We start from the raw sequence: 13,541 nt of genomic DNA, 5'->3' as shown, positions 1-13,541 counted from the left end.
TTGGTGTTTGTCTTTCTTTTTAAATGCGTTAATGAAAAAACAAGCTTGATTTTTACGCCCCTTTTAGAGCAAATGGCATGCAATTTGCAAGTGCGTTTTTATAGCGTTTATAAAGATAACATGACTTCTTTCTACCTCCAAGCGAGCACTGAGATCACTTTAGAGTTCGCGCAAAAATTAAGCGAAATTCTGCCCTTTTCTTTAGATTTTAGCTTTTTGTCTTTAAAGGAAATCACAGAGCCTTTAGATGAAAATCTTTTCCAAACAACAAGCCTTTCAAAGCCCCTTTTTATGAACGCTAAAGAGCATCAAGATTTTTTAGACAAAAATTCATCTTTGTATGCCGATACTTTGGGCTTGATTGAAAACACCGCTTTTAAAGGGAAAATGATTCATAGCCCTAAAGAGCTTATAGATTGCTTAACCCAATTAAAAGGCATGCTCAAAACACAGGATTTTATCCCTATTTTCACTTCTAGGGGGGCGTTATCCCTTTCTTTAAAAAATCTCTCTCCAAGCGTTATTTTTAGCGATCTTTCTAGCGTTTTAACCTGCACTAAATTGCCTTTAGAAGACGCTAAATATTTGGCCAGTTTGGAAAAACCCTCTATCAAAGCCCCATTAAAAAGCGTGTTTAAGGACACTTTTAAAAACAATGAAATCATAGCCCAGCTACCCTTTGACCCCATATTGAATTTATTGTGCCATATTTTACAAGATGAGGGGATAGAATTTGTTTTTATGCATGAAAGCCGTTCTTGTGAAGCGCTTTTGCATTATGAAGCGCTTTTTAAAACCCCTAAGCGCTTGATCACGCCCACTAAAAAATTCGTGCTAGAAAACAACCTTTCTACCCTTCCCTTTAAAGATGAATTAGAGTTTTTAAAAGAAACGCCGCATTCTATCGTTTTGTATCTCAGTTTCAAGCGCCCTACAAGGTTGTTATTGCATGCTAATGGTTCTTTAAAAACGCTTTTAAGCGTTAGTTTTGATTTCAATCAAATATTTAACACTCTCAAACAAGATGAAAAAGCCTCCAGAATGCTAAAAAACTACGCGGCTAAATTCCCTGATTTTTACGCACGCATTTTAGAGCTTTCTAAATACCAGCTAGGGGGTGCGAATTTATTGGATTTTTTTCGCATTTTAGGGTTTGTTTTGGGTTATAGCGAGGATTTTTGCACACAGAGCGTTATTTCTTTGGCTAAAGAATGCTTACGCCCTAAAGGTCCTAGGATTGATTATAAAATCCTTAAAGACGATTCTTTCAAAATGGCTTTAAACTTTTCAAAGATCATGCACAGTGCGATGAGTTTCAGGCTCGCAGGCGTAGAGAATGAAATTTTGAGTTTGGGGATTTTGGATTCTTTAGCGGAGTTTTTAGGGAATTTCATTTGGGATAACGCGCAAAATTTTAGCGTCCAAGAAGTAACAATCGCTGGGGATTTCTTTGGCGAAAAAGTGTTTTTGGATTTGTTTGTGCGGTATTTCCCTAAAACCCTCGCTCTTAAAACGCATGCATTTTTGGATTATGAATAAGGGCTTAAAAGCGGATGTGCATCATCAACCCGCCGTCCATGTATTGGGTTTTTTTGCTTTTAGTCCTTTCAAAATAAGGCCCAAAAGACAGGGCTTTATTGAAATTCACAATCGGCATGCTCACCCCTTCGGCGATATTGTTTTTAGCGAGTTGTTTGTAAAACTTTTTGTCGCTTTTTTTATGGCTTTTAAGGCTAGGGCTTTTTTCTAAATCTACGCCTTCTAAAGCGCTATTTTTAGTGAAATCATAAAGCTTTTTGTCGTTTTTAGCCTCGGTTTTTAATCCATGGTTTTTATGGAGTTTGTAAAACTTTTTACCGCTCTTTTTGTCGCTTTTGGTTTCGGTTTCTAAATCCGCTGCGAATACGCTACTATAAGCCACAAACGATACAAGAAATAAATTTCTAACTATACGCATAAGATCTCCTCTGATATAGCCTTTCTTCATCGCACCACCATAGCATGTTAGAAATAACCATTAGAAAACACAAGCGTGTTTGAGTAAAAACGCCAACACCACCACGCTTTCTAAAGCCACTCAATCAATAAAAAGCGTAAGGGAAGTATCCAGGCGCTCCATACCCATAAGGCCCATAAGGCATAAGACCTGACCCATAAGGCATGAAACCATAGGGCATGTAATAATAAGGCATGTAATAGCCTCCATACATCCCGTTTTGCATGGGCGAATTGAGATTATCCACTGAATTGTAAAAGCCGTTTAAAGAGCCATAAGCGTTATAATTAGTGAAACGATTGATTAAAGGCGTGGTGCGCGCATCAATAGTGGCGTTTTCTTGCTGGATGGCTTTTTCTTCTTTGGCGACTTCTTGGGCTTTGGTTTCTTTAGGATCTTTAACCAACACTTCTTCTATAGGCACATTCGCCCCACAAGCACTTAACAGATAGGCTAAAAAGCCGGTGTTTAAAAAAAGAATGATTTTAGAGAGATGAGCGGATTGGTGGGGTAAAAAAGTTTTATTGTTTTGATGCATGGGGTTTCCTAAATTTAAAAATAACTAAAGATTAACATGTTTTTGATTTAATATTCATTAAGCGGTGGTTTTGTGGTTATTTCGTTTTAATTTTGTTTTTCATTAAAACCCAATCACTAAAATCTTATTTTTATGATAAAATACCTAGCAATAATATCAAATCTTAAACCAAAGAAAAACCATGAAAAAAGCTCTCTTACTAACTCTCTCTCTCTCTCGTTTTGGCTCCACGCTGAAAGGAATGGATTTTATTTAGGTTTGAATTTTGGAGAAGGAAGCTATATTCAAGGACAAGGTAGCATCGGCGAAAAAGCTTCAGCAGAAAACGCCTTAAATCAAGCGATCAATAACGCAAAAAATTCATTATTCCCTACAACACAAAACACAAAAGCCATAAGAGATGCACAAAACGCCTTAAATGAAGTGAAAGATTCAACAAAGATCGCTAACCGATTCGCAGGAAATGGCGGGTCGGGCGGTCTTTTTAATGAGCTCAGCTTGGGGTATAAATATTTTTTGGGTAAAAAAAGGATTATAGGGTTTAGGCACTCTCTTTTTTTCGGTTACCAACTTGGTGGCGTTGGTTCTGTTCCTGGTAGCGGTTTAATCGTTTTTTTACCCTATGGTTTCAATACGGATTTGCTCATTAATTGGACTAACGATAAGCGAGCGTCCCAAAAATACGTTGAACGAAGGGTAAAAGGGCTCTCCATATTTTACAAAGATATGACCGGCAGAACGCTAGACGCTAATACATTAAAAAAAGCATCAAGGCATGTATTTAGAAAATCTTCAGGGCTTGTGATTGGCATGGATATAGGGGCTAGCACTTGGTTTGCAAGTAACAATCTCACCCCTTTCAATCAAGTCAAAAGCCGCACGATTTTTCAGTTACAAGGAAAATTTGGCGTTCGTTGGAATAATGATGAATACGATATTGATCGCTATGGCGATGAAAACTATCTTGGAGGTTCTAGTGTTGAATTGGGGGTTAAAGTGCCAGCGTTTAAAGTCAATTACTATAGCGATGATTATGGGGATAAATTGGATTATAAAAGAGTGGTGAGCGTTTATCTTAACTATACATATAACTTTAAAAACAAACATTAAAAATGCGCTTTTTACCGCTCTTTGATTGTTTTGTAAAAACGCTCAAAGGCATTTTTTAAACAAAAATATAAAACAGCTTGATCTTAATCAAGCGACAAACTCTTAAAAAAACGCTCTTTTTGGGTTGGGGGTTTTAGTTAGGGGTTGTAGGGGGAATTATTTCAAAATCCCCTGTTCTCTTAAGAAATTTATTATAAAAACAAAGTTTTAAAAACCCCATTCTTTAAAAAATTATTTTTTATAGCATGGCTTGAAACTCTTCAAAGCCTTTTTTCCTCAATTGGCATGCCGGGCATTTATCGCAGCCATAGCCATAAGCATGCAAAATCTTTCGCTCTCCTTGATAGCAGGTGTGCGTTTCTTTGATGACTAAATCCAAGACACCCAAATCTTTAGCCATTTGAAATTCTTGCGTTTTACTTAAAAACATTAGAGGCGTTACGATTTTAATCGCCGTGTTTGATCCTAAATTTAGGGCATGCTCGATGCTTTTAATAAAATCTTCTTTACAATCCGGATAGCCGCTAAAATCCGCTTGCGAAACCCCTAAAGCGATGTTACTAGCCCCTAGTTTTTGCGCATAAGAATGCAAAAGGGTGATAAAAATAGCGTTACGATTAGGCACAAAAGAGTTGGGTAAATCTTTATTTTGCGCATGCGAATGCCCTATTAAATCGCTAGAGTTTTTAAAAAGCGCGGAGTGGGTGATATTTTCTAAAAAATCTAATGGGATGATTTCATAAGGGAGTTGTAAAAGAGAAGCGATTTTTTGAGCGCATTCTAATTCCACAGAGTGTTTTTGCGCGTAATCAAACCCCACTAAACAGACTTTTTTAAAACGCTTTTTCGCCCACACGGCTAAAGTGGTGCTGTCTTGCCCGCCGCTAAAACCGATCACGCAAATTTCTTGTTCCATCAAAATTCCTTAAAAATTCTAAAAAGATATAATAACACAAAGAAATTTTAAGAGTAAAAAGCGTGTTTGAGCTAGAAAAAGAATTAAAAGAATTGTTTGATATTTATGAAAAATCCCCTTATGAGCTTTACTTGGTAGGGGGGTGCGTACGCGATTGTTTGATGGGCATTACCCCAAAAGATTACGATTTGACCTCAAACGCTTTAGTCAATGAAAGCAAGGAGCTTCTTTTAAAGTGCCATTTTAGGGTGCTAGAAACCGGCATCAAACATGGCACGATCACGGCTCTTAAAAACCATCAAAGCTATGAAATCACAACTTTTAGAATGGAAAAAGGGCATATCAAACACCGAAAGCCTAAAGAATTGGTTTTTAGCGCTCATTTAACGGACGATTTAAAGCGGCGCGATTTTAGCATGAATGCGATCGCTTATAGCCCTACAAAAGGGCTGATCGATCCTTTTAAAGGGCAAAATGCGATTGAAAATCAAACGATTGAATGCGTGGGGGAAGCGCGATTGAGGTTTTTTGAAGACGCTTTAAGGATTTTAAGAGCGCTGCGATTTAGCGCGACTTTAGGCTTTAAGATAGCACCAAGCACTAAAGAAGCGGTTTTTGCGTGTAAGGATTTGTTAAAACACCTTTCTAAAGAGCGCTTACAAAGCGAATTGAATAAGCTTCTTATGGGGAAAAACGCCTATGAAGTGGCTAAAGAATATCAAGAAATTTTAGAGTTGGTTATTCAAGAAAAAATAGAAAATTTAGGGTTTTTAAAAAACGCGCCTTTGAATTTGGAATTAAGATTGTTAGGGTTTTTCAAGCATCAAAAAAGTTTAGAAAATTTACGCTACCCTAAAAAAACTTGTGTTTTATTTTCAAAAGCTAAAGAATGCCACAAAGCTTTTTTAAATACCTATAATAAAACAGAGTTAAAGTTTTTATTAAAGGATTACGATTTAGAGCCTTTTAATCTGGCTTTAGATTTTTATGCGCTAGAAAACCCCAAACACGCTTTAAAAATCAAAGGCTTGTTAAAAGAAATATTTGATTCTAACGAGCCTTTTAAAAAAGAACACCTAGCCCTTAAGGGCGGTGCGCTTCAAAGCTTGGGTTATCAGCACCAAAAAATCGGCGAAATTTTAAACGCATGCTTAAATTTAGTCATCGCTCACCCTAAAAACAACGCTTTAGAGTGGCTGATAAAATGGGTTAAGGGTAATTATTTACCTAATGATGCTATAAATCACTCGCCAATAGGCAGAAAAAATTAAAAACAGAGAAAACATGATAACGATGAATGCGATTCAATGGCCTGAAAAATGGATACCAGGAGAGACTGATAATTTTGTGTCCAATGAAGTCATTGTCAAAGGTTTGGATTTTAATAAAGTGGTGCAACATTTAATGGCATCTGTGCCTAATGCGATGCTAAATGGCCATCAAGCTTGGTTAGATGGTTTAGTGGCGTATTCACGCTAATAAGTGAGGGTTAAATGAAAATCGGATGGATTGGACTTGGGGCTATGGGGACTCCTATGGCGGCTCGTTTGTGCGATGCAGGTTTAAAAGTATCAGTTTATAACCGAACAGAGAGCAAAGCAGCCCCTTTAAAAGAAAAAGGCGTAGCGGTTTATACTAACCCTATAGATTTGGCCGCTAAAGTTGATCTGATTTTTACCATGCTTTCGGATAAAACGGCGATTGATGCTGTTTTAGTGCCAAAATTTTGGGAACAGATGTCTGAAAAAATCGTGGTGAATATGAGCACTATCGCTCCTTTGGAGAGCTTATCTTTAGAAGAAATCGCTCAAAAGCATCAAGTAACTTACCTTGAAGCGCCCGTTTCAGGATCGGTTGGTGCGGCCAAAGCCGGGGCTTTATTGATTTTAGCGGCAGGCGATGAAGAAGTGATCTCTAAACTCAAACCTATTTTGGCGCATTTGGGGAGTCAAACCTTTTATCTGGGTAAGATTGGTCAAGGGGCAGGGGCTAAATTATCCATCAATAGCCTTTTGGCTCAAATGGGGGTCGCTTATTCAGAAGCTTTGCTATTAGCTAAACATTTAGGGGTTGATGCAGAGTTATTTTTGCAAATTATTGGCCAATCTGGCATGAATTCGCCTCTCTTTCAAGCTAAAAAAGGCATGTGGCTACAAGATAGCTATCCGGCCGCTTTCAGTTTGAAACTCATGCTCAAAGACATTCGTTTAGCCAACAATGAAGCAGGAGAGGCGATTCAATTGCCATTCTTATCCAAAGCGCAAGAACTTTATTCTCAGGCGGAAAAATCCGGTTTGGGCGAAATGGATATGGCAGCCGTTTATCATTATTTAGAAAAAGGAGAACATTAAAATGGACAGAGAACAAGTGGTTGCTTTACAGCACCAACGATTTGCTGCAAAAAAATACGATCCTAATCGTCGTATTTCCCAAAAGGATTGGGAAGCTTTGGTTGAAGTGGGGAGATTAGCCCCTTCTTCAATCGGGCTTGAACCATGGAAAATGCTTTTATTGAAAAATGAACGCATGAAAGAAGATTTAAAACCGATGGCCTGGGGGGCGCTTTTTGGTTTAGAGGGGGCGAGCCATTTTGTCATTTATCTTGCGCGAAAAGGCGTTACTTATGACAGCGATTACGTTAAGAAAGTGATGCATGAGGTTAAAAAAAGGGATTATGACACTCATTCAAGGTTCGCTCAAATCATCAAAAATTTCCAAGAGAACGATATGAAACTCAATAGCGAACGATCTTTGTTTGATTGGGCTAGCAAGCAGACTTATATCCAAATGGCGAACATGATGATGGCAGCGGCCATGTTAGGGATTGATTCTTGCCCGATTGAAGGGTATGATCAAGAAAAAGTGGAGGCTTATTTAGAGGAAAAAGGCTATCTGAATACGGCGGAATTTGGCGTATCAGTAATGGCTTGTTTTGGTTATCGCAACCAAGAAATCACCCCTAAAACGCGCTGGAAGACAGAAGTTATTTACGAAGTGATTGAATAAAAACGCTTTTAGCTTTTTGATAACCAACCATAAAAAGCTTGGCGTTAGCCAAGTGCTAATCTCTTAAATGATGCCCATTCATGTTTGATAAAACAGAACTACCACAACACAATTAAGTATTCTTTGGGTATAATCAAAAACTATTTTTAAATAAAGGGTTTTTATGCTTCGTTTTGCGCCTTCGCCTACAGGGGATATGCACATAGGGAATTTAAGGGCAGCCATTTTCAATTACATTGTAGCCAAACAGCAACATAAACCCTTTCTCATTCGCATTGAGGACACGGACAAAGAGCGCAACATTGAAGGCAAAGACCAGGAAATTTTAGAAATTTTAAAGCTTATGGGGATAAGCTGGGACAAGCTCGTGTATCAAAGCCATAACATAGATTACCACAGAGAAATGGCAGAAAAATTACTGAAAGAACATAAAGCGTTTTATTGTTATGCGAGCGCGGAGTTTTTAGAAAAAGAAAAAGAAAAAGCCAAAAATGAAAAACGCCCCTTCAGGTATTTAGACGAGTGGGCCACTTTAGAAAAAGACAAGCACCATGCCCCTGTGGTGCGTTTGAAAGCCCCCAATCATGCGGTGTCTTTCAATGATGCGATTAAAAAAGAAGTGAAATTTGAGCCTGATGAATTGGATTCTTTTGTGCTTTTGAGAAAGGATAAAAGCCCTACTTATAATTTCGCTTGCGCATGCGATGATTTGCTCTATGAAATCAGTCTGATCATTAGAGGCGAAGATCATGTGAGTAACACCCCTAAACAAATCTTAATCCAAGAAGCTTTAGGCTCCAATAATCCCATTGTTTATGCGCATTTGCCCATTATTTTAGATGAAGTAAGCGGTAAAAAGATGAGCAAAAGAGACGAAGCCTCCAGCGTGAAATGGCTCTTGAATCAAGGGTTTTTACCGGTTGCGATCGTGAATTACCTCATCACTATCGGCAATAAAGTGCCTAAGGAAGTTTTTAGCCTTGATGAAGCGATAGAATGGTTTAGTTTAGAAAATCTTTCCAGTTCTCCGGCTCATTTTAATTTAAAATATTTAAAACACTTAAACCACGAGCATTTAAAGCTTTTAGACGATGAAAAGTTATTAGAACTCACTTCAATAAAAGATAAAAATCTTTTAGGGCTTTTAAGATTGTTTGTAGAAGAATGTGGCACGCTTTTAGAATTGAAAGAAAAAATTTCGTTGTTTTTAGAGCCAAAGGATATTGTTAAAACTTATGAAAATGAAGATTTTAAAGAGCGTTGTTTAGTGCTTTTTAACGCTCTAAAAAGCATGGATTTTCAAGCGTATAAGGATTTTGAAAGTTTTAAAAAAGAAGCCATGCGATTGAGCCAGCTTAAGGGTAAGGATTTTTTCAAACCTTTGCGCATTCTTTTGACCGGGAATTCGCATGGCGTTGAATTGCCTTTGATTTTCCCCTATATCCAAAGCCATCATCAAGAAGTTTTAAGGCTCAAAGCATGATATTTTCCACTCTCCTTAACGCGATAGCGGTGATTTTAAGCGTGCTCATTACGATTTATATGTGGATAGTGATCATTTATTCGCTTATCAGTTTCGTGCAGCCTAACCCCAATAACCCTATCATGCAAATCCTCGCTCGCTTGTGTGAGCCAGTGTTTTATTTTTTACGCTCTAGATTCAAGTTGGTGTTTAACGGGTTGGATTTCGCTCCTTTAGTGGTGGTTATTGTTTTGAAATTCTTGGATCTCACGCTCATTCAGTGGCTTTTCATGCTCGCTAAAAACCTTTAAAGGAAATCATGCGTTTTTTTATTTTATTTTTTATGGGTGCGCTTGGCGTTGGTTTTTCTCAAACCGAGTTCAATTTAAAAGATTTAGAAAAAAAGCCCGCCGGGATCGTTAGGGATTATTATTTGTGGCGTTATATTAGCGATAAAAAAACCACTTTAGAAAACGCTAAAAAAGCCTATGAATTGACCCAAAATAAAAATACCGCCCTACAAAAGGCCATGCAAGAAAAAGGCTCAGACAATTCAGAAAAAAACCCTGATGTTAAATTGCCTGAAGATATTTATTGCAAACAAATTACTTTAGAAAGCATTCTAGAAGAGCTAGACACTTTCCAAAATAGCTGTATCGCTATCGCTTTAAAATCAAAAATCAGAGATTTTGATAAAATCCCCCTTCAAACCCTTAAGCCCTTACAAATTAAAATCAAAGAGGCTTACCCTGTTCTTTATGAAGAATTAGAAATCTTGCAAAGTAAGCATGTGAGCGCTTCTTTGTTTAAGGCTAACGCGCAAGTGTTTAGCGCGCTTTTCAATCATTTGAGTTATGAAAAAAAGCTCCAAATTTTTGAAGAGCATATCCCCATTAAAGAGTTAAACCGCCTTTTAGATGAAGATTACCCGGCGTTTAACCGCTTGATCTATCAAGTCATCTTAGATCCTAAATTGGATCATTTTAAAGACGCCCTCACTAAAAGCAACGCCACCCACAGCAACGCGCAAACCTTTTTTATTCTAGGGATTAACGAAATCTTGCGCAAAAAACCCTCTAAAGCGCTCAAGTATTTTGAACGATCAGAAGCGGTGGTTAAAGACGATGATTTTTCAAAAGACAGAGCGATTTTTTGGCAGTATTTAGTCTCTAAAAAGAAAAAAACTTTGGAACGCCTTTCACAAAGCCCTGCCTTAAACCTCTATAGTCTTTATGCGAGCCGAAAATTAAAAACCACGCCCAGTTACCGCATCATTTCTCACATCCAAAATTTAAGTCAAGAAGACCCTCCTTTTAACACTTACGATCCTTTTTCGTGGCAAATTTTTAAGGAAAAAACCTTGAGTTTGAAAGATGAGGGCGCGTTTAATGCGATGCTAAAAAGCCTGTATTATGAAAAAAGCGCCCCTGAATTGACCTATCTTTTAAGCCAACGCAATAAAGACAAGATTTATTATTATTTATCCCCTTATGAGGGCATTATTGAATGGCAAAATACAGATGAAAGGGCTATGGCGTATGCGATCGCTAGGCAAGAAAGCTTTTTGCTCCCGGCAGTCATTTCGCGCTCGTTCGCTCTGGGGCTTATGCAGATCATGCCCTTTAATGTAGGGCCTTTCGCTAAAAGCCTTGGCATGGATAACATTGATCTAAACGACATGTTTAACCCCAATATCGCCCTCAAATTTGGTAATTATTACTTGAACCATTTGAAAAAAGAATTCAACCACCCCCTTTTTGTCGCCTACGCCTATAACGCTGGGCCTGGGTTTTTAAGGAGGTGGTTAGAAAGCTCCAAACGATTCAAAGAAAAAAATCATTTTGAGCCATGGCTTAGCATGGAGCTTATGCCTTATAGCGAGACTCGCATGTATGGCTTTAGGGTCATGCTCAATTACTTGATTTATCAAGAAATTTTTGGGAATTTCATCCCTATTGATGCGTTTTTAGAACAAACTCTTAACTCAAAGGACAAACCATGATTAAAAAATGCCTTTTTCCTGCCGCTGGCTACGGCACACGCTTTTTGCCGATCACTAAAACCATTCCTAAAGAAATGCTGCCCATTGTGGATAAACCTTTAATCCAATACGCTGTGGAAGAAGCGATGGAGGCAGGCTGTGAAGTGATGGCGATCGTTACAGGCAGAAACAAGCGCAGTTTAGAAGATTATTTTGACACGAGCTATGAAATAGAGCATCAAATCCAAGGCACTAACAAAGAAAACGCTCTAAAAAGCATTCGTAACATTATAGAAAAATGCTGTTTTTCCTATGTGCGCCAAAAGCAAATGAAAGGCCTAGGGCATGCGATTTTAACCGGAGAAGCCCTCATAGGCAATGAGCCTTTTGCAGTGATTTTAGCCGACGACTTATGCATAAGCCATGATCATCCTAGCGTGTTAAAGCAAATGACTTCATTGTATCAAAAATACCAATGCTCCATTGTAGCCATTGAAGAAGTGGCGCTAGAAGAAGTTTCAAAATACGGCGTGATTAGGGGCGAATGGTTAGAAGAGGGGGTGTATGAGATTAAAGACATGGTGGAAAAACCCAATCAAGAAGACGCCCCAAGCAACCTAGCCGTGATAGGGCGCTACATTTTAACCCCGGATATTTTTGAAATTTTAAGCGAGACGAAACCGGGTAAAAACAATGAAATCCAAATCACAGACGCCTTACTCACTCAAGCCAAAAGAAAACGCATCATCGCTTACCAATTCAAAGGCAAACGATACGATTGCGGGAGCGTGGAAGGCTATATTGAAGCGAGTAACGCTTATTATAAAAAACGCTTATAAATCTTATCAATATGGGCAATTTGACTTATTACGCTTACATGTATTTGATTCTCTTTGTATGCTTGCTGCCTGTGTTATTAGTGGGGCTTGTTTGGAGGCTTACTCGCCCCCCCTTAAAGCAAAATATTCCTAATAAAAGCCTCTCTTTAGAAAATTTAAACGAACAAATCAAAAACCTTAAAAGTGCACCAGCTTTAGAAAAACTGAAAAGCAACTTCAATGAGCGTTTTAAAATTTGCCCCAAAGATAAAGAAACTCTGTGGCTAGAAACGATCCAAAAATTAGTCGCTTCAGAATTTTTTGAATTAGAAGACGCTATTAATTTTGGGCAAGAATTAGAAAACGCTAACCCTAATCATGCGCAAAAAATCGCTAACGCTACCGGCTTAGCCCTTAAGAATAAAAAAGAAAAAGGATAGAATTGGATTTTTTAGAGATTGTAGGACAAGTCCCTTTAAAAGGGGGGGTAGAAATTTCAGGGGCGAAAAACTCCGCGCTCCCCATTTTAGCCGCCGCACTTTTAAGCCGCCAAGAAGTCAAAATCAAATCCTTGCCCCAAGTGGTGGATATAAAAGCGATGGCGTTATTATTGCAAAATTTAGGCGCGAGCTTAGAATGGCTTGATCCTAACACGCTTCAAATCAGTGCTAAATCCCTGAGCCACACCGAAGCCACTTACGATTTGGTGCGTAAAATGCGTGCTTCTATTTTGGTTTTAGGCCCTTTATTAGCGCGTTTTAAAGAATGCTTAGTGAGTTTGCCCGGTGGGTGCGCTATAGGAGCTAGGCCTGTGGATTTGCACTTAAAAGCGATGCAACAATTAGGGGCTGAAATCAAAATTGAGCAAGGCTATATCCATGCAAAAGCCCCTAAAGGCTTGAAAGGGAATGATATTTTATTTGATAAAATCAGCGTTACAGGCACAGAAAACGCCCTCATGGCAGCAAGCTTAGCTAAAGGGATCACGCGCATCATTAACGCCGCTAAAGAGCCAGAAATCACTCAATTGTGCGCGTTTTTACAAAGTGGGGGGGTAGAAATTGAGGGTGTTGGCAGCAGCGAGTTAAAGATTAGGGGGGTAGAAAGCGACGCTTTAAATTTAAAAGACATTCAAATCATACCAGACAGGATTGAAGCAGGCACTTATTTGTGCGTGGGGGCTATCACTAACAGCCAGCTTAAAATCAATCGTATCATCCCTAACCATCTTCAAGCGATCACCGACAAGCTCATAGAAATTGGTTTTTCGCTAGACATTCAAGAAAATTCTATAGAAATTCATCCGGTCAAAAAACGCCAAGCCTTTGAAATCACCACGAAAGAATACCCAGGCTTTCCCACAGACATGCAAGCGCAATTCATGGCACTAGCCACGCAGTGTTTGGGGACGAGCGTGATTGAAGAGACGCTTTTTGAAAACCGCTTCATGCATGCGAGCGAGTTGCAACGCTTGGGGGCTAATATCAGCCTAAAAACAAATGTGGCTACCATTAGCGGATCCACAGAGCTTACCGGAAGCGATGTGATGGCGACGGATTTAAGGGCTTCTTCGGCTCTCATTTTAGCCGCTTTAGTGGCTAAGGGCGTGAGTAGGGTGCATAGGATTTACCACTTGGATAGGGGTTATGAGAGATTAGAGGATAAAATCAACGCTTTAGGGGCAAAAGTGTTGCGTTTAAAAGAAAAATAATCC

The 13,541-nt window shown here is 38.7% G+C and carries 14 protein-coding genes and 1 pseudogene; 12 read left to right on the top strand and 3 right to left on the bottom strand.

Translation table 11 applies throughout. The annotated features are described in order from the left end of the window. A complete protein-coding gene (gene hydE, locus HPB14_RS03500) occupies positions 1-1,539 on the top strand; it encodes a hydrogenase biosynthesis protein HydE (protein ID WP_000232262.1) in 1,539 nt (512 codons plus the stop codon). A 4-nt stretch (positions 1,540-1,543) separates the two neighbouring features. Here hydE and HPB14_RS03495 read toward each other — a convergent pair whose 3' ends face one another. Together HPB14_RS03495 and HPB14_RS03490 are read right to left on the bottom strand one after the other, a co-directional pair. Next, entirely contained in the window at positions 1,544-1,987 is a 444-nt protein-coding gene (locus HPB14_RS03495; RefSeq protein ID WP_000715968.1) for a hypothetical protein, read from the bottom strand. 94 nt (positions 1,988-2,081) lie between these two features. After that, positions 2,082-2,534: a hypothetical protein gene (locus tag HPB14_RS03490; protein ID WP_000554061.1), complete on the bottom strand. Its 453-nt coding sequence runs from the start codon at positions 2,532-2,534 to the stop codon at positions 2,082-2,084. A 181-nt stretch (positions 2,535-2,715) separates the two neighbouring features. On the opposite strand from HPB14_RS03490, the pseudogene oipA reads away from it, so the two are divergent. Then, a pseudogene (gene oipA, locus HPB14_RS03485) lies at positions 2,716-3,644 on the top strand (outer inflammatory protein OipA). Between the two features lie 238 nt (positions 3,645-3,882). Here the strand turns inward: oipA and queC are convergent. Beyond that, positions 3,883-4,560 carry a 7-cyano-7-deazaguanine synthase QueC gene (gene queC / locus HPB14_RS03480; protein ID WP_000434399.1) on the bottom strand — a complete coding sequence of 226 codons (678 nt, stop codon included), beginning with the start codon at positions 4,558-4,560 and terminating at the stop codon, positions 3,883-3,885. A gap of 62 nt (positions 4,561-4,622) precedes the next feature. On the opposite strand from queC, the gene HPB14_RS03475 reads away from it, so the two are divergent. From HPB14_RS03475 to murA, 10 genes are all read left to right on the top strand, one after another. Beyond that, positions 4,623-5,831, top strand: coding sequence for a CCA tRNA nucleotidyltransferase (locus HPB14_RS03475; RefSeq protein ID WP_000462308.1), 1,209 nt, complete (start codon positions 4,623-4,625; stop codon positions 5,829-5,831). 13 nt (positions 5,832-5,844) lie between these two features. Next, the gene (locus HPB14_RS08400) at positions 5,845-6,039 is read left to right on the top strand and encodes a hypothetical protein (RefSeq protein WP_025445154.1); all 195 of its coding nucleotides are present in this window, start codon (positions 5,845-5,847) and stop codon (positions 6,037-6,039) included. 14 nt (positions 6,040-6,053) lie between these two features. Further along, positions 6,054-6,911 (top strand): NAD(P)-dependent oxidoreductase, encoded by an 858-nt coding sequence (locus HPB14_RS03465; RefSeq protein ID WP_014658467.1) that lies wholly within the window; start codon positions 6,054-6,056, stop codon positions 6,909-6,911. A 1-nt stretch (position 6,912) separates the two neighbouring features. Next, entirely contained in the window at positions 6,913-7,566 is a 654-nt protein-coding gene (frxA, locus tag HPB14_RS03460; RefSeq protein WP_000373522.1) for an NAD(P)H-dependent flavin oxidoreductase FrxA, read from the top strand. 163 nt (positions 7,567-7,729) lie between these two features. Then, complete coding sequence (gltX, locus tag HPB14_RS03455) at positions 7,730-9,049, top strand: glutamate--tRNA ligase (RefSeq protein ID WP_000943197.1); 1,320 nt, start codon at positions 7,730-7,732, stop codon at positions 9,047-9,049. Then, positions 9,046-9,339, top strand: coding sequence for a YggT family protein (locus tag HPB14_RS03450; protein WP_000577975.1), 294 nt, complete (start codon positions 9,046-9,048; stop codon positions 9,337-9,339). Before gltX ends, HPB14_RS03450 begins: the two co-directional genes overlap by 4 nt. Positions 9,340-9,347: 8 nt before the next feature. Beyond that, on the top strand, positions 9,348-11,030 hold the full coding sequence (locus HPB14_RS03445; protein WP_001210377.1) for a lytic transglycosylase domain-containing protein: 1,683 nt from the start codon (positions 9,348-9,350) through the stop codon (positions 11,028-11,030). After that, positions 11,027-11,848 carry a UTP--glucose-1-phosphate uridylyltransferase GalU gene (gene galU, locus HPB14_RS03440; RefSeq protein ID WP_000591481.1) on the top strand — a complete coding sequence of 274 codons (822 nt, stop codon included), beginning with the start codon at positions 11,027-11,029 and terminating at the stop codon, positions 11,846-11,848. The genes HPB14_RS03445 and galU overlap by 4 nt, the downstream gene beginning before the upstream one ends. Before the next feature lie 11 nt (positions 11,849-11,859). Beyond that, a complete protein-coding gene (locus HPB14_RS03435) occupies positions 11,860-12,267 on the top strand; it encodes a hypothetical protein (protein WP_000527555.1) in 408 nt (135 codons plus the stop codon). Positions 12,268-12,269: 2 nt separating this feature from the next. After that, positions 12,270-13,538 carry a UDP-N-acetylglucosamine 1-carboxyvinyltransferase gene (gene murA / locus HPB14_RS03430; RefSeq protein WP_000346478.1) on the top strand — a complete coding sequence of 423 codons (1,269 nt, stop codon included), beginning with the start codon at positions 12,270-12,272 and terminating at the stop codon, positions 13,536-13,538. Positions 13,539-13,541: the final 3 nt, after the last annotated feature.

The sequence above is a fragment of the Helicobacter pylori HUP-B14 genome (assembly GCF_000259235.1).
Taxonomy (GTDB): domain Bacteria; phylum Campylobacterota; class Campylobacteria; order Campylobacterales; family Helicobacteraceae; genus Helicobacter; species Helicobacter pylori_CU.
This window is presented reverse-complemented; position numbering and strand designations above follow the sequence as displayed.

What these genes read in the sequence shown, in the direction of transcription:
- queC (WP_000434399.1), bottom strand. Translation starts at nt 4,560, where the DNA reads ATGGAACAAGAAATTTGCGTGATCGGTTTTAGCGGCGGGCAAGACAGC.
- HPB14_RS03495 (WP_000715968.1), bottom strand. Translation starts at nt 1,987, where the DNA reads ATGAAGAAAGGCTATATCAGAGGAGATCTTATGCGTATAGTTAGAAAT.
- HPB14_RS08400 (WP_025445154.1), top strand. Translation starts at nt 5,845, where the DNA reads ATGATAACGATGAATGCGATTCAATGGCCTGAAAAATGGATACCAGGA.
- HPB14_RS03435 (WP_000527555.1), top strand. Translation starts at nt 11,860, where the DNA reads ATGGGCAATTTGACTTATTACGCTTACATGTATTTGATTCTCTTTGTA.
- gltX (WP_000943197.1), top strand. Translation starts at nt 7,730, where the DNA reads ATGCTTCGTTTTGCGCCTTCGCCTACAGGGGATATGCACATAGGGAAT.
- HPB14_RS03490 (WP_000554061.1), bottom strand. Translation starts at nt 2,534, where the DNA reads ATGCATCAAAACAATAAAACTTTTTTACCCCACCAATCCGCTCATCTC.
- frxA (WP_000373522.1), top strand. Translation starts at nt 6,913, where the DNA reads ATGGACAGAGAACAAGTGGTTGCTTTACAGCACCAACGATTTGCTGCA.
- HPB14_RS03465 (WP_014658467.1), top strand. Translation starts at nt 6,054, where the DNA reads ATGAAAATCGGATGGATTGGACTTGGGGCTATGGGGACTCCTATGGCG.
- HPB14_RS03445 (WP_001210377.1), top strand. Translation starts at nt 9,348, where the DNA reads ATGCGTTTTTTTATTTTATTTTTTATGGGTGCGCTTGGCGTTGGTTTT.
- galU (WP_000591481.1), top strand. Translation starts at nt 11,027, where the DNA reads ATGATTAAAAAATGCCTTTTTCCTGCCGCTGGCTACGGCACACGCTTT.
- HPB14_RS03450 (WP_000577975.1), top strand. Translation starts at nt 9,046, where the DNA reads ATGATATTTTCCACTCTCCTTAACGCGATAGCGGTGATTTTAAGCGTG.